Raw genomic sequence first — 16747 nt, forward strand, 5'->3', positions numbered from 1 at the left:
CGTCGGCTCACTCTTTCTTCAGGAGGCTAGGTCGTGAAAGATCTTCTCAGAATCATTAAGCAACAGGGTCAAGCCCTGGAGTTCGACGCCATCCGCATCGGCCTCGCGTCGCCCGAGATGATCCGTTCCTGGTCGTACGGCGAGGTCAAGAAGCCGGAGACCATCAACTATCGGACCTTCAAGCCAGAGCGCGATGGACTGTTTTGCGCCAAGGTCTTTGGCCCAGTCAGCGATTATGAGTGCCTGTGCGGTAAGTACAAGCGGCTCAAGCATCGCGGCGTGGTCTGCGAGAAGTGCGGTGTCGAGGTCACGCTGGCCAAGGTTCGACGTGAGCGCATGGGGCATATCGATCTGGCCAGCCCAGTTGCGCACATCTGGTTCTTGAAGTCGCTGCCATCGCGCATCGGTCTGTTGCTCGACATGACCCTGCGCGATATCGAGCGCGTGCTCTATTTCGAGTCCTTCGTCGTGATCGATCCGGCGATGACTGACCTTGAGCGCAATCAACTGCTGACCGACGATCAGTACCTCGAGGCCTTGGAGACGCATGGCGACGAGTTCGATGCACGCATGGGTGCCGAGGCCGTCTACGAACTGCTGCGCAGCCTCGATCTTGATGCTGAGATCCGCCAGATGCGCGAGGACATGGAGGCCACCAACTCCGAGACCAAGCTGAAGAAGCTGACCAAGCGGCTGAAGCTCATCGAGTCTTTGCAGGCCTCGGGCAACCGGCCGGAATGGATGATCCTGACCGTGCTGCCGGTGCTGCCGCCGGAGCTGCGCCCGCTGGTGCCGCTCGACGGCGGCCGCTTCGCGACCTCGGACCTGAACGATCTGTATCGTCGGGTGATCAACCGTAACAACCGCCTCAAGCGGCTGCTGGATCTGATCGCACCCGACATCATCGTGCGTAACGAGAAGCGCATGCTGCAGGAATCGGTTGACGCACTGCTCGACAATGGTCGACGTGGTCGTGCGATCACCGGCACCAACAAGCGCCCGCTGAAGTCGCTCGCCGACATGATCAAGGGTAAGCAGGGCCGCTTCCGGCAGAACCTGCTCGGCAAGCGTGTCGACTACTCCGGCCGCTCGGTCATCGTCGTCGGCCCGACGCTCAAGCTGCATCAGTGCGGCCTGCCCAAGCTGATGGCGCTGGAGCTGTTCAAGCCGTTCATCTTCAGCAAGTTGCAGTTGCGCGGACTGGCGCCGACCATCAAGGCGGCGAAGAAGATGGTCGAGCGCGGCACGGCCGAGGTCTGGGACATCCTGGAAGAGGTGATCCGCGAGCATCCGGTGATGCTCAACCGCGCGCCGACCCTGCATCGTCTTGGCATTCAGGCCTTCGAGCCGGTGCTGATCGAAGGCAAGGCGATCCAGCTGCACCCGTTGGTCTGCACGGCGTTCAATGCTGACTTCGACGGCGACCAGATGGCCGTGCACGTGCCGCTATCGCTCGAAGCGCAGCTCGAGGCGCGTGCCTTGATGATGTCGTCGAACAACATCCTCTCGCCGGCCAACGGCGAACCGATCATCGTGCCCTCGCAGGACGTGGTGCTCGGACTCTATTACATGACTCGCGAGCGCTTCAACGCTAAGGGTGAGGGCTTGGTCCTGTCTGGGATCGACGAGGCCCGGCGCGCCTACGAGACCGGCCATGCCGCGCTGCAGGCGCGGGTGAAGGTGCTGATCCGTGAGGTCGTGCGCGAGGAGGATGGCAGCATCGAGGAGCGCGTCGGGATTAGAGAGACGACGCTGGGTCGCGCCTTGGTCTGGGAGATCGTGCCCGATGGCCTGCCATTCGAGCTGGTCGATCGTGCGCTCGGCAAGAAGCAGATCTCAGGCCTGATCAATACCTGCTACCGCGTGCTAGGCCTCAAGGACACCGTGGTCTTTGCTGACCAGATCATGTACATGGGCTTCCGCATGGCGACCCGTGCCGGCGTCTCGATCGGCCTCGAGGACATGGAGGTGCCGGAGGAGAAGGCACGCATCATCAGTGATGCCGAGGATGAGGTGAAGGAGATCGAGGACCAGTACACCCAGGGCCTGGTCACCAACGGTGAGCGCTACAACAAGGTGGTCGACATCTGGTCGCGGACCAACGACCAGGTGGCCAAGTCGATGATGCGCAAGCTGGGCAAGGACAAGGTCACCGATAGCGACGGCAATCCGGTCACCGACAGTGAGGGGACTCAGCTCGAGCAGGACTCGTTCAACTCGATCTACATGATGGCCGACTCCGGTGCCCGTGGCTCGGCCGCACAGATCCGGCAGCTCGCTGGTATGCGCGGTCTGATGGCAAAGCCGGATGGATCGATCATCGAGACCCCGATCACCGCGAACTTCCGCGAGGGACTGAACGTCATCCAGTACTTCATCTCGACGCACGGTGCGCGCAAGGGCCTCGCCGATACTGCGCTGAAGACGGCCAACTCGGGGTATCTGACCCGCCGTCTGGTCGACGTCGCCCAGGATATGGTGGTGCTCGAGGTGGACTGCGGGACCGAGCATGGCCTGCTGATGACGCCGATCATCGAGGGTGGTGACGTGGTCGAGCCACTGCGTGAGCGCATCCTTGGTCGGGTCACGGCCGAGGATCTGTATCGTCCCGGCACTGATGACATCGTCTGCGAAACCGGAACCCTGCTCGACGAGGCCTGGGTCAAGCAGCTCGAGATCGAAGGGATCGACCAGGTGCTGGTGCGCTCGCCGATCACCTGCGAGTCGCGCCTTGGCGTCTGTGCCCAATGCTACGGACGCGATCTGGCTCGTGGTCATCGCGTCAACATGGGTGAGGCCGTTGGTGTCATCGCCGCGCAGTCGATCGGTGAGCCCGGTACCCAGCTGACCATGCGCACCTTCCACATCGGTGGTGCGGCGTCGCGGGCCGCGGCTGTCAGCAACGTCCAGGTCAAGGGTGCTGGCACGATCAAGCTGCACAACATCAAGACCGTGCAGCACCACAGCGGCAACCTGGTTGCGGTCTCCCGCTCTGGTGAGCTGACCGTCAGCGACGAGAAAGGGCTCGAGAAGGAGCGTTACAAGATCCCCTACGGCGCGACCGTTGCGATCAACGATGGCGATAAGGTCGAGGCTGGCGCCATCGTCGCGACCTGGGACCCGCATACCCATCCGGTGGTCACCGAGGTCGCGGGTGTCTTGCGCTTCGAGGACTTCATCGACGGCGTCACCGTGCAGAGTAAGACCGATGATGTGACCGGCTTGGCCTCGCTCGAGGTCATGGACCCGAAGCAGCGACCGGCTGCCGGCAAGGATCTGCGCCCTATGGTCAAGCTGCTCGATGGCGATGGTGAGGAGCTGAATATCGCGGGCACCGACCTGCCGGCGCGCTATTATCTGACCTCGGGCGCGATCGTCACCGTGTCTGATGGTGCCGATGTCGGCGTCGGTGACATCTTGGCGCGCATCCCGCAGGAGTCATCGAAAACACGCGACATCACCGGCGGCCTGCCGCGCGTTGCCGACCTGTTCGAGGCGCGCAAGCCGAAAGACCCGGCGTTGCTGGCCCAGGCCACAGGGACCATCAGCTTCGGGAAGGAGACCAAGGGCAAGCAGCGCTTGGTGATCACGACCGACGACGGCGAGACCATCGAGGAGCTGATTCCGAAGTGGCGACACGTGAACGTGTTCGAGGGCGAGCGCGTCGAGCGGGGTGAGATCATCTCCGAAGGCGAGCTGAGTTCGCACGACATCTTGCGTCTGAAAGGGGTCACGGCGCTGGCCGAGTATCTGGTCAAGGAGATCCAGGACGTCTACCGGCTGCAGGGCGTGAAGATCAACGATAAGCACATCGAGGTGATCGTTCGCCAGATGCTGCGCAAGGTCGAGATCACCAACGCCGGCGATACCAACCTGCTGCGCGGTGAGCAGGTCGATCAGACGACGCTCCTGGCCGAAAACGAGCGGGTCAAGGCCGAGGACAAGCATCCGGCGCTTTATGAGCCCCTGTTGCTGGGGATCACGAAGGCCTCTCTGGCGACCGAGTCGTTCATCTCGGCGGCTTCGTTCCAGGAGACGACGCGGGTGCTAACTGAGGCGGCTGTGCGTGGCTCCGTCGACGGTCTTAACGGTCTGAAAGAGAACGTCATCGTCGGGCGCCTAATTCCGGCCGGTACTGGGCTTGCTCATCACAACGAGCGGCGCCGGCGGCGTCAAGCCGATGGTCCTGGGGATGCGGCTGAGCGCATGGAGCTTGCTAATGAAGAGTTGACCGCTGCGCTGAAGCAGGCACTTAATACGCAGGAGTCCGAGGCCGAATAGGTGCTGTCTGGAGCCCCCGATCGCGGGGGCTCCGTCATCGAACCGCAATGGCCCGTTGACAGGGCCTGTGCTGCTGCATATACTTCTCGTCTTAGCTCGCCGACATTTGTTTTGCCGGCTCGCTGTTGAGTGGCACGGTCGCTGCGGTACGCCCTTCTCGTCGACTCATCCGCCGTCTCTCTTTGGTCTCGCTGTACGCTAGCGAGTTCCTCGCCCCGGTATTCCCTGGGTGATGAGGTGGGTTGCGGCATGTTCTGGCGTTGCGTCACTGCCCTGCCTGCTTCGGGCGGTGCGACTGAGACTCTCCCAAGGGCCTCAGTAAGCCCCTCAATCTAAAATTCCAAGTTCGGGCGTCGCCAGCCAGAGGCTGCGGGCTCAGACTTTTAGTGCATACACATTGCATCCAAGCCGTCGGAGTCAGTCATGGCGACAGTCAACCAATTGGTGCGCAATCCTCGCAAGCGCCGTGTTGTGAAGAGTACGGTGCCAGCGCTCGAGGCCTGCCCTCAGAAGCGCGGCGTCTGCACCCGTGTGTATACCACGACACCAAAAAAGCCAAATTCCGCGCTGCGAAAGGTCGCGCGCGTACGGCTGACCAATGGCTTTGAGGTTGCTTCCTACATCGGTGGTGAAGGGCATAACTTGCAAGAACATTCGGTCGTGCTCATCCGCGGTGGCCGCGTCAAGGACCTTCCAGGTGTGCGCTACCACACGGTGCGTGGCACGCTGGACGCATCCGGGGTTGAGAAGCGCCGTCAAGGTCGTTCCAAGTATGGCGCCAAGCGCCCGAAGAGCTAAGCCGCTCTTCACTCATTGCCGCGTCCAACGCCTTACTCGTCGAACGCGCTAACCTTTTAAGTAGGTAGTCGGAGCCTGAAACGCAATGCCGAGAAGACGCATCGTTGGTCGTCGCCAGATCCTGCCAGACCCAAAGCATGGCAGTGAGCTGCTGACGAAGTTCATCAATATGCTCATGGAAGACGGCAAGAAGGCCGTGGCCGAGCGCATCATCTACGGCGCGCTCGATCGCGTGGTCGAGAAGAAGGGCGCCGAGCCGCTCGAGCTGCTCGATAGCGCAATGGAGAACGTGCGCCCCGTGGTCGAGGTCAAGTCTCGCCGCGTTGGTGGCGCCACCTATCAGGTTCCGGTCGAGGTGCGGCCATCGCGTCGTAACACGCTGGCGATGCGCTGGCTGATCGATGCCTCGCGCAAGCGCTCCGAGAAATCGATGGCATTGCGACTCGCGGGCGAACTGATGGATGCGGCTGACGCCCGAGGCACTGCTGTGAAGAAGAAGGAAGACACGCATCGCATGGCGGAAGCTAACAAGGCCTTCTCGCATTATCGCTGGTAGCGCAGAAACGCGCGCAGCTCCCGGTACTCACCCCAGGCAATAGGCAACGCAGTCGTGGCACGTAGCACACCAATCGATCGGTACCGAAACCTCGGCATCATGGCGCATATCGATGCCGGCAAGACGACGACGACTGAGCGCGTCCTGTTTTACACCGGCTTGTCGCACAAGATCGGTGAGGTGCATGACGGCGCGGCCACCATGGACTGGATGGAGCAGGAGCAAGAGCGCGGAATCACCATTACCTCCGCGGCAACGACCTGCTTCTGGTCTGGGATGGATCAGCAGTTCCCTGAGCATCGAATCAACATTATCGATACGCCCGGGCACGTCGATTTCACCATCGAGGTGGAGCGCTCGCTGCGCGTACTCGATGGCGCCTGTACCGTGTTCTGTGCCGTTGGCGGCGTCGAGCCGCAGTCTGAGACGGTCTGGCGTCAAGCGGACAAGTACCATGTGCCACGTATCGCGTTCGTTAACAAGATGGATCGCATGGGTGCGAACTTCTTACGCGTCGTCGGCCAGGTCCACGACCGGCTAGGCGCGGTTGCGATCCCGCTCCAGTTACCGATTGGTGCTGAAGAAGATTTTGCCGGTGTCGTCGATCTGGTGCGGATGACTGCAATCTACTGGAATGAAGAAGACAAGGGCCTGACCTACGACGCCCGCGACGTTCCGGCAGATATGGCTGACGCCTGCGCTGAATGGCGAGAGAAGCTGGTCGAGGCTGCCGCCGAAGCGAATGAAGAGCTGATGGAGAAGTACCTCGAGGGCGGCGAGCTGACCGAGGACGAGATTCGGGTGGGCATCCGCAAGCGCACGATCAATAACGAGATCGTCCCGATGCTGTGCGGCTCTGCGTTTAAGAACAAGGGTGTTCAGGCAATGCTCGACGCGGTGGTGATGTACCTGCCGTCGCCGCCTGAAGTGCCAGCGATCAAGGGCGTGCTTGATGACGCCGCCGAGACTGTCGAAGAGCGCCCGTCGAAGGACGATGCACCCTTTGCCGCCTTGGCCTTTAAGATCGCGACCGATCCCTATGTCGGTACGCTGACCTTCTTCCGCGTCTACTCGGGCGTGCTGAATGCGGGCGACAGCGTGCTGAACCCGGTCAAGAGTAAGAAAGAGCGGGTCGGACGCATCCTGCAGATGCATTCGAACGATCGCAAAGAGATCAAAGAGGTTCGGGCAGGTGACATCGCTGCAGCGGTCGGTCTCAAGGACGTCACCACAGGCGACACCCTTTGCGCCCTCGATAAGCCGATCACGCTCGAACGGATGGAATTCCCTGAGCCGGTGATTTCGGTTGCGGTAGAGCCGAAGACTAAAAGCGACCAGGAAAAGATGGGTGTCGCGCTACAGAAGCTGGCCCAAGAAGACCCGTCGTTTCGCGTGCGCTCCGACGAGGAATCCGGTCAGACCATTATCTCCGGCATGGGTGAGCTGCATCTGGAGATTATCGTTGACCGCATGCGACGTGAATTCAACGTCGAAGCCAACGTCGGTGCGCCACAGGTCAGCTACCGTGAGACGTTGCGGGCAACGGTGGAGCAAGAGACCAAGTTTGCTCGTCAGTCTGGTGGCCGCGGCCAATACGGTCACGTCTACATTCGGCTCGAGCCACAGGAGCCGGGCGCTGGCTACGAGTTTACCAATGCGATTGTCGGCGGTGCGGTACCGAAGGAATACATCCCAGCTGTTGATAAGGGCATCCAAGAGGCGATGACCAACGGAGTGATCGCCGGCTTCCCGGTGGTCGATGTGAAGGCAACGCTCTATGACGGCTCGTATCACGAGGTCGACTCGAGCGAGATGGCGTTCAAGATCGCGGGCTCGATGGCTTTCAAGGAAGCTGCATCGAAGGCCAAGCCGGTGCTGCTCGAGCCGATCATGAAGGTCGAGGTGGTCACACCTGAGGAGAACATGGGTGATGTCATGGGCGACCTCAATAGTCGCCGCGGCATGATTCAGGGGATGGAAGATACGCCATCTGGGAAGATCATCCGTGCTGAAGTGCCGTTGTCGTCGATGTTCGGCTATGCGACGGACCTGCGTTCGGCAACGCAGGGGCGTGCGAGCTACAGCATGGAGTTCTCCAAGTACAACGAGGTTCCGGCGAGTATCGCCGAGACCGTCGCCAAAAAACGATAGCGTTGACCGCAGGTCGACGCCCGCTAACGATTGCAGTGGATCTTTGAGGGGATACGGGCATGTCCAAAACAAAGTTCGAGAGAAACAAGGCGCACGTCAACGTTGGCACGATTGGTCACGTTGACCATGGCAAGACCACGCTGACGGCAGCGATCACGGTGCATCAGGCGAAGAAATTTGGTGGTGAGGCACGCGCCTATGACCAGATCGACAACGCCCCTGAAGAGCGCGAGCGCGGCATCACCATTGCCACCGCCCACGTCGAGTACGAGACCGACAAGCGCCACTACGCCCACGTCGACTGCCCGGGACACGCCGACTACGTCAAGAACATGATCACCGGCGCGGCACAGATGGACGGCGCCATCCTCGTTGTCTCCGCCGCCGATGGCCCCATGCCCCAGACCCGCGAGCACATCCTGCTCTCGCGTCAGGTCGGCGTGCCCTACATCGTCGTCTATCTGAACAAAGCCGACATGGTCGACGACGCCGAACTCCTAGAGCTGGTCGAGATGGAAGTCCGCGAACTGCTCGACAGCTACGAATTCCCCGGCGACGACACCCCGATCATCACCGGCTCCGCGCTCAAGGCCCTCGAAGGTGACGAAAGCGAGATTGGCGGCCCCTCCATCGACAAACTGATGGACGCCCTCGACAGCTACATCCCCGAGCCCGAGCGTGCCATCGATGGCGCCTTCCTCATGCCCATCGAAGACGTCTTCTCCATCTCCGGGCGCGGCACCGTCGTCACCGGACGTGTTGAGCGCGGCATCGTCAAGGTCGGCGAAGAAGTCGCCATCGTCGGCATCAAAGACACCGTCAAGACCATCTGCACTGGTGTTGAGATGTTCCGCAAGCTGCTCGACCAAGGGCAAGCCGGCGACAACATCGGTGCCCTGCTGCGCGGCACCAAGCGCGACGACGTCGAGCGTGGTCAAGTCCTGGCCAAGCCCGGCTCGATCACCCCGCACACCCACTTCGAAGCCGAGGTCTACGTGCTGAGCAAAGAGGAAGGCGGACGACACACCCCGTTCTTCAACGGCTATCGACCGCAGTTCTACTTCCGCACCACCGACGTCACCGGCGCCTGCGAACTACCCGAAGGCATCGAGATGGTCATGCCCGGCGACAACGTCAAGATGACCGTCAAGCTCATCGCCCCGATCGCGATGGAAGAAGGACTGCGCTTTGCCGTCCGTGAAGGTGGCCGCACCGTCGGCGCCGGTGTCGTCGCGAAGGTGATTGAGTAAACCGCATGGCAAGTCAACGCATACGCATTCGGCTGAAGGCATTCGATCATCGACTGATCGATCAGTCTGCCCGCGAGATCGTCGATACGGCCAAGCGCACTGGCGCACAGGTTCGTGGTCCGGTGCCGCTACCCTCGCGTCACGAGCGCTACACCATCCTGGTCTCACCGCACGTCAATAAGGACGCGCGCGATCAGTATGAGCTCCGCACGCACAAGCGGTTGATGGATATCGTCGATCCGACCGACAAGACGGTCGACGCCCTAATGAAGCTCGACCTGGCTGCCGGCGTCGACGTACAGATCAAATTGAGCTGAGGTTAAGACGATGGCCATTGGCGTAATCGGCCGCAAAGCCGGTATGACCCGCATCTTTAATGACGACGGACAATCGATTCCGGTCACCGTCATTGAGGTGCAGCCCAACCGTGTGACCCAGGCGAAGACTGACGAGCGCGACGGTTACCGTGCGGTGCAAGTGACCACTGGCCGCCGCCGTAAAACACGTGTGACGCAGCCACTCGCCGGACATTATGCGAAGGTCGGTGTTGAGCCGGGTACGGTGTTGCGGGAGTTCCGGCTAGAGCCTGGCGAAGGTGAGGATCTCACCGACGGCGCCGAGCTCAACGTCTCACTGTTCGAGGTGGGTCAGAAGGTGGATGTGCGTGGCGTCACCATCGGGCGTGGCTTCACAGGCACCATTCGTCGACACCACTTCCGCGGTCAAGATAGTACGCACGGCAACTCGTTGTCGCACCGGGCGCCGGGATCGATTGGTCAATGTCAGACCCCAGGCCGCGTCGTCAAGGGCAAGAAAATGGCCGGGCAGATGGGCAACGTCAATCGTTGTCAGCAGAATCTCGAGGTCATCCGCGTGGATGCCGAGCGCAATCTGCTGCTGATCCGCGGCGGTGTGCCTGGGCCGGCGGGCGGTCGCCTCGTGGTGGTGCCGTCTGTGAAACAGAAGAATCGAAAGGGTTAATCATGGAACTGGCTATTCGCAACGCCGGGTCGTCCTCGGTCCAGGTCGCTGACCTGGTCTTTGGCGCGGACTATAAGCCGGGCCTGGTCCATCAGGTCGTAACGGCCTATATGGCCGGCGGGCGGGCCGGGACCAAGGCGCAAAAGAATCGTTCTGCCGTCAGTGGCGGTGGCGCTAAGCCTTATCGCCAGAAGGGTACGGGCCGGGCGCGCGCAGGTACCAGCCGCAGCCCACTGTGGCGCAGTGGTGGTGTGACCTTCGCCGCGCAGCCGCGCAACTATGAGCAGAAGGTCAACCGCAAGATGTACCGTGGCGCATTGCGCTCGATCGTCTCTGAGTTGGTCCGCACCGAACGCCTGCTGGTGGTCTCCGAGCTTAAGATTGAAGCGCCTAAGACCAAAGCGGTGCTCGCGAAACTCGCTGAGCTGAACCTTAAGCGTGCGTTGGTGCTGGTCGACGAGGTGGATGACAACCTAGCGCTGGGCGCGCGCAATCTGCCTGGGGTTTGGGTCGATACCGCTGCCGGTGTTGATCCGGTGAGCCTTGTTGCTGCGGAGCAGGTCTTGATTACAGAGGCCGCACTGCGCCGTCTAGAGGAGCGTTTGTCATGAATGCCGGCGTCAATCAAGAGCGACTGATGAAGGTGTTGCTCGGACCCATCATCTCCGAGAAGGCCTCTATCGTTGCGGATCAGTCCGCGCAATATGCATTCCGGGTCGAGCCGACAGCGACTAAGCGTGAGATCGGGCAGGCCGTCGAGCTGTTGTTCGAGGTCAAGGTCGACGCTGTGCAGGTACTCAACGTCAAAGGCAAAGCGAAGCGCTTCGGCGGCCGCCTCGGCAAGCGTCCGGGTTGGCGCAAGGCCTACGTGCGCCTCGCACCGGGCAACGACATCGACTTCGGGGGCGGTGCCTGATCGGCGGAGCTTAAAAGCTAAGGCCCACCAAAGATACGGATCACAGACAATGGCTATCGTTAAAACAAAACCGACTTCGCCGGGCCGGCGATTCGTCGTCAAGATCACGGGCGCCGGGCTGCACAAGGGTGCGCCACACGAGGCCTTGGTCACCAAGAAGTCGAAGACCGGCGGCCGCAATAATCAGGGCCGTATCTCGGTGCGCCATCGCGGTGGTGGCCATAAGCAGCGCTATCGCATCATTGATTTCAAGCGCCGCAAGCAGGGCATTCCTGCAACTGTGGAGCGGATTGAGTACGATCCTAATCGCAGCGCAAACATCGCCTTGCTAAAGTACGCCGACGGCGAGCGTGCTTACATCATCGCGCCCAAGGGACTGACCGAGGGTGCTGCGGTGATGGCTGGAGAAGCGGCACCGATCGCTGCAGGTAACTGCTTGCCGTTGCGCAATATCCCGGTTGGTACCGAGGTGCACTGTATTGAAATGCGGCCCGGCAAAGGCGCCCAGATCGCTCGCGCTGCAGGTGCCTCAGTCCAGTTGGTCGCTCGCGAGGGCAACTTCGCAACCCTGCGGCTTCGCTCCGGCGAAATGCGCAAGGTGCAGGCGGACTGCCGCGCGGTGATTGGAGTCGTCGGCAACGGCGAGCACAGCCTGCGTAAGCTCGGCAAGGCCGGAGCATCGCGTTGGCGCGGTGTGCGGCCCACCGTACGCGGTGTCGTGATGAACCCGGTCGATCACCCGCACGGCGGTGGTGAGGGCCGGACCTCGGGTGGTCGTCACCCGGTGAGCCCTTGGGGTCTTCCCACCAAGGGTCACAAGACTCGAAACAACAAGCGTACGGACGGCATGATCGTACGTCGTCGTCGGCGCAAGTAAGACAACGCGAGGAGCGATCACGTGGCACGTTCGATCCACAAGGGTCCGTTTATCGATCATCACTTGGCCAAAAAGGTCGAGGATGCGGTGGCCCAGAATAGTAAGCGGCCGATCAAGACATGGTCTCGCCGGTCAATGATTTTGCCGGAGATGGTCGGGCTGACCATCGCCGTCTACAACGGTCGCCAGCACGTGCCGGTGTTGATCAATGAAAACATGATCGGCCACAAGCTCGGCGAGTTCGCGCTGACCCGGACCTTCCGCGGCCATGCGGCGGACCGCAAAGCGAAGAAGCGCTAGGGGATTTGGCATGCAAGCAGCAGCGACACTAAAGTACGCGCGCATCTCGGCGCAGAAGGCGCGCTTGGTTGCGGATCAGATCCGCGGTCAGCACGTTGAGCGTGCCCTCAATGACCTGGCGTTTAGCACCAAGAAAGGCGCGCGCATGCTGCGCAAGCTCTTGGAGTCGGCGATCGCCAATGCGGAAAATAACGCCGGAGCCGACATCGATCAGCTGCACGTCGTCGAGGTGCAGGTGGGCGAGGGTCCGACGATGAAGCGCCTGCGGGCTCGGGCCAAGGGCCGGGCGTCGCGGATCTTAAAACGCACCAGCCACATTAGTGTCCGGGTAGCAGAACGCGACGGTCGGGGTTGAGGCATGGGACAGAAAGTACATCCAATTGGTATTCGGCTTGGTATCGTCAAGGATTGGAATTCGACCTGGTACGCAAGCACAAAAGATTATCCCGATCTGTTGAACAACGATCTCGAGGTGCGGCAGTTTCTGAAGAAGAAGCTGGCGAATGCCTCGGTCAGTCGTATCCAGATCAATCGGCCGGCGCGTAATGCGCATATCACCATCCATACCGCACGCCCCGGCGTCGTGATTGGTAAAAAGGGTGGCGATATCGACAAGCTGCGCGCTGAGGTCTCGGAGCGGATGGGGATTCCGGTGCACATCAGCATCGAGGAGATCCGCAAGCCCGAGCTCGACGCCCAGTTGGTTGCCGAGGGCATCGCCCAGCAGCTCGAGCGGCGCATCATGTTCCGGCGTGCGATGAAGCGTGCTGTCCAAGGCACGATGCGGGCTGGTGCCGGTGGTGTTCGAGTGAATATCGCGGGTCGCCTCAATGGCGCCGAGATTGCGCGCTCCGAATGGTATCGCGAGGGCCGGGTGCCACTGCATACGCTACGCGCGGATATCGACTATGGCTTCGCCGAGGCGCGGACTACATACGGCATCCTCGGGGTGAAGGTATGGGTCTTCCGCGGTGAGATCCTGTCTGATTTCCCCGGCACTGGCGTCAAAGACAAGACCGAGAAGAAGGGTTGAGCCATGCTGCAACCAAAACGTACAAAATTCCGCAAGCAGCATAAGGGCCGCAACCGGGGCTTGGCACAAAGTGGTAGCCAGGTGTCGTTTGGTGAATATGGCCTGAAGGCAGTTGGGCGCGGACGCTTAACCGCCCGCCAGATCGAAGCTGCTCGTCGCGCCATCACCCGTAAGGTAAAGCGTGGCGGCAAGTTGTGGATCCGTGTGTTCCCCGATAAGCCTGTCTCGAAAAAGCCTCTCGAGGTTCGCATGGGTAAAGGCAAGGGCAACGTCGAGTATTGGGTAGCGCTAATCCAGCCGGGTCGGATGCTCTACGAGATCGAGGGCGTTACCGAGGAATTGGCGCGCGACGCTTTTCAGCTCGCTGCCGCCAAGCTGCCAGTGCAGACGCGATTCGAGAAGAGGACAGTGCTCTAATGAAGGCTCAAGAATTACGCGCACTCGGCACCGCCGAACTCGAGAAGCGACTGCATGAACTGCTGAAGGAGCAGTTCAATCTCCGGATGCAGCAACGCACCGGCCAGCTCTCGCGGCCTTCCCAGGTCAAGGCAGTGCGCCGTGACATCTCTCGGGTGAAGACCCTGATGACAGAGCAAACCAAGGTGGCGGCGGGGACCGGTCAATGAGCGAGAATACTGAGAGCAACCGCGTACTCACCGGGCAGGTGATTAGCAACGCGATGGACAAGACCATTACCGTGGTCATCGAGCGTCGGGTTAAGCATCCGCTCTACGGTAAGTTTATGCGGCGCTCGACCAAGATCCATGCGCATGATGACGCGAACGAGTGCAATAAGGGCGATCTGGTGCGTGTCGAGCAATGCCGCCCGCTGTCGAAAACCAAGAGTTGGCGGTTGGTCGAGGTCATCGAGCGCGCCCGCTAGGCAGCGTCTCGGCAGGTCTTTTCTCGCTCCAGACGTGCAGACCAGGCTTCGGTCGGCACCCGCTCAGCAGTTGCAAAGGTAGGTTCAAACAATGATTCAAATGCAGACCCGCCTCAGCGTGGCCGACAACAGCGGGGCGCGCTCAGTGCAGTGCATCAAGGTGCTTGGCGGCTCGCATCGACGCTACGCGGGCATTGGCGATGTGGTCAAGGTCACGGTGAAGGATGCGATCCCGCGTGGCAAGGTCAAGAAGGGCGACGTGTTCAACGCGGTTGTCGTGCGAACGCGGCAGGGTGTTCGCCGTCCGGATGGCTCGCGGATTCGGTTCGACGGGAATGCCGCCGTGCTGCTCAACAACCAGCTGCAGCCGATCGGTACCCGCATCTTTGGCCCGGTCACGCGTGAGCTCCGCGGTGAGCGCTTCATGAAGATCATCTCGTTGGCTCCCGAGGTCCTCTAAACATGAACAAGATCAAGGTAGGCGATGACGTGATGGTCATTGCTGGTAAAGACAAAAACAAGCGCGGCACTATTCTCAAGATGAATGGTGACCGGGTCGTGGTAGAAAACGTCAACATGGCGAAGAAGCACCAGAAGCCAAACCCGCAAAAAGGCATCCCCGGCGGCATCGTCGACAAGGAGATGCCTCTGCATCGCTCGAACGTGGGTCTCTATAACCCGGCGCTCGGGCGTGCAGACCGGGTTGGCTTCAAGACGCTTGAAGACGGAAACAAGGTTCGGATTTTCAAGTCTGACGGCGAAGTCGTGGACGTTGGGTAAGCATATGTCTAGGTTGCAGACACTCTACAACGAGAAGTATGTCGGTGAGCTGAAAGAGCGCTTTGGCTTCAAGAGCGTGATGCAGGTTCCGCGGCTGACGAAGATCACGCTCAACATGGGCGTGGGTGAAGCCGTGACTGATAAAAAGGTCATGGATTTTGCGGTGGGCGATCTGACCAAGATCGCAGGCCAAAAGCCGGTTGTGACCAACGCGCGCAAGTCCGTCGCCGGGTTCAAGATCCGCGAGGGCTGGCCAGTCGGTTGCAAGGTGACACTTCGCCGCGAGCGGATGTACGAATTCCTCGACCGGTTGATCAACGTCGCGATGCCGCGTGTCCGCGACTTCCGCGGGCTCAGTCCGAAGGCCTTCGACGGCCGCGGTAATTATTCGCTGGGCGTTCGCGAGCAGATCATCTTCCCAGAGATCGACTACGACAAGATAGACTCAATGCGTGGCCTTGATGTCGTCATCACGACAACAGCCCGCAACGACGAGGAAGGGCGCGCGTTGCTCGAGGCCTTCCAGTTCCCATTCCGTACCTAATTTTCGGAGGCGAAGGTTGGCGAAGAAGAGCATGATCGCGCGCGACGTCAAGCGTGCAAAGATCGCGAAGCGTTATGCAGAGCGCCGCGCGCAGTTGAAGGCAGTGATTAACGATCGAAGCGCTGAGCCCGAGCAGGTTGAGGCAGCGGTCGTGGCGCTTCAGAAGCTGCCGCGCGATGCGAGTCCAACGCGGTATCAGCGGCGTTGCCGGATCAGCGGCCGGCCACATTCGGTCTATCGCAAGTTCGGGCTAGGTCGCAACAAGCTGCGCGAAGCCGTGATGCGCGGTGATGTGCCGGGTGTTGTGAAGGCTAGCTGGTAAAGTAAAGAAGCTGGTAAAGAATCGATCGGAACGTCCGATCAGCCTGTTCGCCCCGTGTCGAGCAGGATCGAGAAACCCGAGTGGGTATCGCGCTCTCATCAGCGGCCTGACCCCGGAGTAATGCAATGAGTATGACCGATCCCATTGCGGATATGCTAACGCGTATCCGTAACGGCCAGGCGCGCGGCAAGATCACGATCTCGATGCCGCTGTCGAAGAAAAAGCTGGCCGTCGCCAACCTCCTTCGGGATGAGGGCTACATCGCTGACGTGTCCGTCGAAGACGATGACACAGTTAAGCCACAGCTGCTCCTCAAACTGAAATATTACCGCGGCAAGCCGGTTATCGAGTACCTGAAGCGGGTCTCACGGCCAGGCTTGCGCATCTATCGCGGCAAGGACGAGCTCCCCAGCGTCTGGGGTGGGCTCGGCGTCGTGATCATATCGACCTCGCAGGGCTTGATGTCCGATCGTGCCGCGCGCAAGGCCGGGCACGGTGGCGAGATCCTGGCCTACGTCGCCTAAGGGAGGTTGTCATGTCTAGAATAGGTAAGGCGCCGGTCCAGGTGCCAAAGGGTGTTGACATCACGATGGCGGGTCGTGAGGTCACTGTGAAGGGGCCGAAAGGCTCGCTGTCCTGGTCGATCCATCCATTCGTCGAGGTCGATATCGATGGTGCCGTCGTGACCACGCGGCCGGCGAACGACAGCGATTCACAGTGGGCGATGGTCGGCACTACGCGTGCACTCCTGAACAACATGGTTCAAGGCGTCAGCAGCGGCTTCGAGCGCAAGCTCAGCCTGGTTGGCGTTGGCTATCGCGCACAGGCCAAGGGCAAGATCTTGAATCTGGCGCTGGGCTTCTCGCATCCCATCGACTTCCCGGTTCCGGACGGGATCGAGATCGAGACACCAACGCCGACGGAGATCGTCGTGCGTGGGATCGACAAGCAGCAAGTCGGTCAGGTGTCCGCCGTGATTCGCGGGTTCCGTCCGCCGGAACCTTACAAGGGCAAGGGTGTTCGCTACGCGGATGAGCAAGTCCTGCGTAAAGAAGCCAAGAAGAAATAGGTGATG

General features: G+C 60.8%; 22 protein-coding genes. All 22 read left to right on the forward strand.

The genetic code is table 11. From position 1 onward, the window contains the following. Nucleotides 1–33: 33 nt before the first annotated feature. The 22 genes from rpoC to rplF all read left to right on the forward strand — a co-directional run bounded on the left by rpoC (nt 34) and on the right by rplF (nt 16741). Nucleotides 34–4281 carry a DNA-directed RNA polymerase subunit beta' gene (gene rpoC / locus CKO42_RS06460; RefSeq protein WP_200240779.1) on the forward strand — a complete coding sequence of 1416 codons (4248 nt, stop codon included), beginning with the start codon at nt 34–36 and terminating at the stop codon, nt 4279–4281. 423 nt (nt 4282–4704) lie between these two features. Next, nucleotides 4705–5079, forward strand: coding sequence for a 30S ribosomal protein S12 (gene rpsL, locus CKO42_RS06465; protein WP_200240781.1), 375 nt, complete (start codon nt 4705–4707; stop codon nt 5077–5079). An 85-nt stretch (nt 5080–5164) separates the two neighbouring features. After that, nucleotides 5165–5635: a 30S ribosomal protein S7 gene (gene rpsG / locus CKO42_RS06470; RefSeq protein ID WP_200240789.1), complete on the forward strand. Its 471-nt coding sequence runs from the start codon at nt 5165–5167 to the stop codon at nt 5633–5635. 54 nt (nt 5636–5689) lie between these two features. Next, nucleotides 5690–7786 carry an elongation factor G gene (fusA, locus tag CKO42_RS06475; protein ID WP_200240791.1) on the forward strand — a complete coding sequence of 699 codons (2097 nt, stop codon included), beginning with the start codon at nt 5690–5692 and terminating at the stop codon, nt 7784–7786. Nucleotides 7787–7845: 59 nt separating this feature from the next. Next, complete coding sequence (tuf, locus tag CKO42_RS06480) at nt 7846–9036, forward strand: elongation factor Tu (RefSeq protein WP_200240763.1); 1191 nt, start codon at nt 7846–7848, stop codon at nt 9034–9036. Nucleotides 9037–9041: 5 nt separating this feature from the next. Continuing rightward, nucleotides 9042–9353 carry a 30S ribosomal protein S10 gene (gene rpsJ / locus CKO42_RS06485; protein WP_200240793.1) on the forward strand — a complete coding sequence of 104 codons (312 nt, stop codon included), beginning with the start codon at nt 9042–9044 and terminating at the stop codon, nt 9351–9353. 10 nt (nt 9354–9363) lie between these two features. Beyond that, nucleotides 9364–10017 (forward strand): 50S ribosomal protein L3, encoded by a 654-nt coding sequence (gene rplC / locus CKO42_RS06490; RefSeq protein WP_200240795.1) that lies wholly within the window; start codon nt 9364–9366, stop codon nt 10015–10017. Nucleotides 10018–10019: 2 nt separating this feature from the next. Next, nucleotides 10020–10628 carry a 50S ribosomal protein L4 gene (rplD, locus tag CKO42_RS06495; protein WP_200240797.1) on the forward strand — a complete coding sequence of 203 codons (609 nt, stop codon included), beginning with the start codon at nt 10020–10022 and terminating at the stop codon, nt 10626–10628. Further along, nucleotides 10625–10933: a 50S ribosomal protein L23 gene (rplW, locus tag CKO42_RS06500; RefSeq protein WP_200240799.1), complete on the forward strand. Its 309-nt coding sequence runs from the start codon at nt 10625–10627 to the stop codon at nt 10931–10933. The genes rplD and rplW overlap by 4 nt, the downstream gene beginning before the upstream one ends. A gap of 49 nt (nt 10934–10982) precedes the next feature. After that, nucleotides 10983–11810, forward strand: coding sequence for a 50S ribosomal protein L2 (rplB, locus tag CKO42_RS06505; protein WP_200240801.1), 828 nt, complete (start codon nt 10983–10985; stop codon nt 11808–11810). Between the two features lie 21 nt (nt 11811–11831). Continuing rightward, nucleotides 11832–12110, forward strand: a complete 279-nt coding sequence (rpsS, locus tag CKO42_RS06510; RefSeq protein WP_200240803.1) for a 30S ribosomal protein S19 — start codon at nt 11832–11834, stop codon at nt 12108–12110. Nucleotides 12111–12120: 10 nt separating this feature from the next. After that, a complete protein-coding gene (gene rplV, locus CKO42_RS06515) occupies nt 12121–12465 on the forward strand; it encodes a 50S ribosomal protein L22 (protein WP_200240813.1) in 345 nt (114 codons plus the stop codon). Nucleotides 12466–12468: 3 nt separating this feature from the next. After that, on the forward strand, nt 12469–13143 hold the full coding sequence (rpsC, locus tag CKO42_RS06520) for a 30S ribosomal protein S3 (protein WP_200240815.1): 675 nt from the start codon (nt 12469–12471) through the stop codon (nt 13141–13143). 3 nt (nt 13144–13146) lie between these two features. After that, the gene (gene rplP / locus CKO42_RS06525; RefSeq protein ID WP_200240818.1) at nt 13147–13560 is read left to right on the forward strand and encodes a 50S ribosomal protein L16; all 414 of its coding nucleotides are present in this window, start codon (nt 13147–13149) and stop codon (nt 13558–13560) included. Continuing rightward, nucleotides 13560–13769: a 50S ribosomal protein L29 gene (rpmC, locus tag CKO42_RS06530; RefSeq protein WP_200240820.1), complete on the forward strand. Its 210-nt coding sequence runs from the start codon at nt 13560–13562 to the stop codon at nt 13767–13769. Before rplP ends, rpmC begins: the two co-directional genes overlap by 1 nt. Continuing rightward, nucleotides 13766–14026 carry a 30S ribosomal protein S17 gene (rpsQ, locus tag CKO42_RS06535; RefSeq protein ID WP_200240822.1) on the forward strand — a complete coding sequence of 87 codons (261 nt, stop codon included), beginning with the start codon at nt 13766–13768 and terminating at the stop codon, nt 14024–14026. The genes rpmC and rpsQ overlap by 4 nt, the downstream gene beginning before the upstream one ends. 91 nt (nt 14027–14117) lie before the next feature. Next, nucleotides 14118–14486 carry a 50S ribosomal protein L14 gene (rplN, locus tag CKO42_RS06540; protein WP_200240825.1) on the forward strand — a complete coding sequence of 123 codons (369 nt, stop codon included), beginning with the start codon at nt 14118–14120 and terminating at the stop codon, nt 14484–14486. A gap of 2 nt (nt 14487–14488) precedes the next feature. Next, on the forward strand, nt 14489–14806 hold the full coding sequence (rplX, locus tag CKO42_RS06545; RefSeq protein ID WP_200240827.1) for a 50S ribosomal protein L24: 318 nt from the start codon (nt 14489–14491) through the stop codon (nt 14804–14806). 4 nt (nt 14807–14810) lie between these two features. After that, the gene (rplE, locus tag CKO42_RS06550; RefSeq protein ID WP_200241036.1) at nt 14811–15350 is read left to right on the forward strand and encodes a 50S ribosomal protein L5; all 540 of its coding nucleotides are present in this window, start codon (nt 14811–14813) and stop codon (nt 15348–15350) included. A 16-nt stretch (nt 15351–15366) separates the two neighbouring features. Then, nucleotides 15367–15672: a 30S ribosomal protein S14 gene (rpsN, locus tag CKO42_RS06555; RefSeq protein ID WP_200240836.1), complete on the forward strand. Its 306-nt coding sequence runs from the start codon at nt 15367–15369 to the stop codon at nt 15670–15672. Nucleotides 15673–15797: 125 nt separating this feature from the next. Beyond that, on the forward strand, nt 15798–16196 hold the full coding sequence (rpsH, locus tag CKO42_RS06560) for a 30S ribosomal protein S8 (protein ID WP_200240838.1): 399 nt from the start codon (nt 15798–15800) through the stop codon (nt 16194–16196). 11 nt (nt 16197–16207) lie between these two features. After that, nucleotides 16208–16741 (forward strand): 50S ribosomal protein L6, encoded by a 534-nt coding sequence (rplF, locus tag CKO42_RS06565; protein WP_200240840.1) that lies wholly within the window; start codon nt 16208–16210, stop codon nt 16739–16741. Nucleotides 16742–16747 lie beyond the last annotated feature (6 nt).

The sequence above is a fragment of the Lamprobacter modestohalophilus genome (genome assembly GCF_016583905.1).
In the GTDB taxonomy this organism is placed as follows: Bacteria; Pseudomonadota; Gammaproteobacteria; order Chromatiales; family Chromatiaceae; genus Lamprobacter; species Lamprobacter modestohalophilus.

What these genes read in the sequence shown, in the direction of transcription:
- rplV (WP_200240813.1), top strand. Translation starts at nt 12,121, where the DNA reads ATGCAAGCAGCAGCGACACTAAAGTACGCGCGCATCTCGGCGCAGAAG.
- rplX (WP_200240827.1), top strand. Translation starts at nt 14,489, where the DNA reads ATGAACAAGATCAAGGTAGGCGATGACGTGATGGTCATTGCTGGTAAA.
- rplE (WP_200241036.1), top strand. Translation starts at nt 14,811, where the DNA reads ATGTCTAGGTTGCAGACACTCTACAACGAGAAGTATGTCGGTGAGCTG.
- rplD (WP_200240797.1), top strand. Translation starts at nt 10,020, where the DNA reads ATGGAACTGGCTATTCGCAACGCCGGGTCGTCCTCGGTCCAGGTCGCT.
- rpsJ (WP_200240793.1), top strand. Translation starts at nt 9,042, where the DNA reads ATGGCAAGTCAACGCATACGCATTCGGCTGAAGGCATTCGATCATCGA.
- rplC (WP_200240795.1), top strand. Translation starts at nt 9,364, where the DNA reads ATGGCCATTGGCGTAATCGGCCGCAAAGCCGGTATGACCCGCATCTTT.
- rpsC (WP_200240815.1), top strand. Translation starts at nt 12,469, where the DNA reads ATGGGACAGAAAGTACATCCAATTGGTATTCGGCTTGGTATCGTCAAG.
- rpsQ (WP_200240822.1), top strand. Translation starts at nt 13,766, where the DNA reads ATGAGCGAGAATACTGAGAGCAACCGCGTACTCACCGGGCAGGTGATT.
- rplW (WP_200240799.1), top strand. Translation starts at nt 10,625, where the DNA reads ATGAATGCCGGCGTCAATCAAGAGCGACTGATGAAGGTGTTGCTCGGA.
- rpmC (WP_200240820.1), top strand. Translation starts at nt 13,560, where the DNA reads ATGAAGGCTCAAGAATTACGCGCACTCGGCACCGCCGAACTCGAGAAG.
- rplP (WP_200240818.1), top strand. Translation starts at nt 13,147, where the DNA reads ATGCTGCAACCAAAACGTACAAAATTCCGCAAGCAGCATAAGGGCCGC.
- rpsG (WP_200240789.1), top strand. Translation starts at nt 5,165, where the DNA reads ATGCCGAGAAGACGCATCGTTGGTCGTCGCCAGATCCTGCCAGACCCA.
- tuf (WP_200240763.1), top strand. Translation starts at nt 7,846, where the DNA reads ATGTCCAAAACAAAGTTCGAGAGAAACAAGGCGCACGTCAACGTTGGC.
- rpsH (WP_200240838.1), top strand. Translation starts at nt 15,798, where the DNA reads ATGAGTATGACCGATCCCATTGCGGATATGCTAACGCGTATCCGTAAC.
- rpsL (WP_200240781.1), top strand. Translation starts at nt 4,705, where the DNA reads ATGGCGACAGTCAACCAATTGGTGCGCAATCCTCGCAAGCGCCGTGTT.
- rplN (WP_200240825.1), top strand. Translation starts at nt 14,118, where the DNA reads ATGATTCAAATGCAGACCCGCCTCAGCGTGGCCGACAACAGCGGGGCG.
- rplF (WP_200240840.1), top strand. Translation starts at nt 16,208, where the DNA reads ATGTCTAGAATAGGTAAGGCGCCGGTCCAGGTGCCAAAGGGTGTTGAC.
- rplB (WP_200240801.1), top strand. Translation starts at nt 10,983, where the DNA reads ATGGCTATCGTTAAAACAAAACCGACTTCGCCGGGCCGGCGATTCGTC.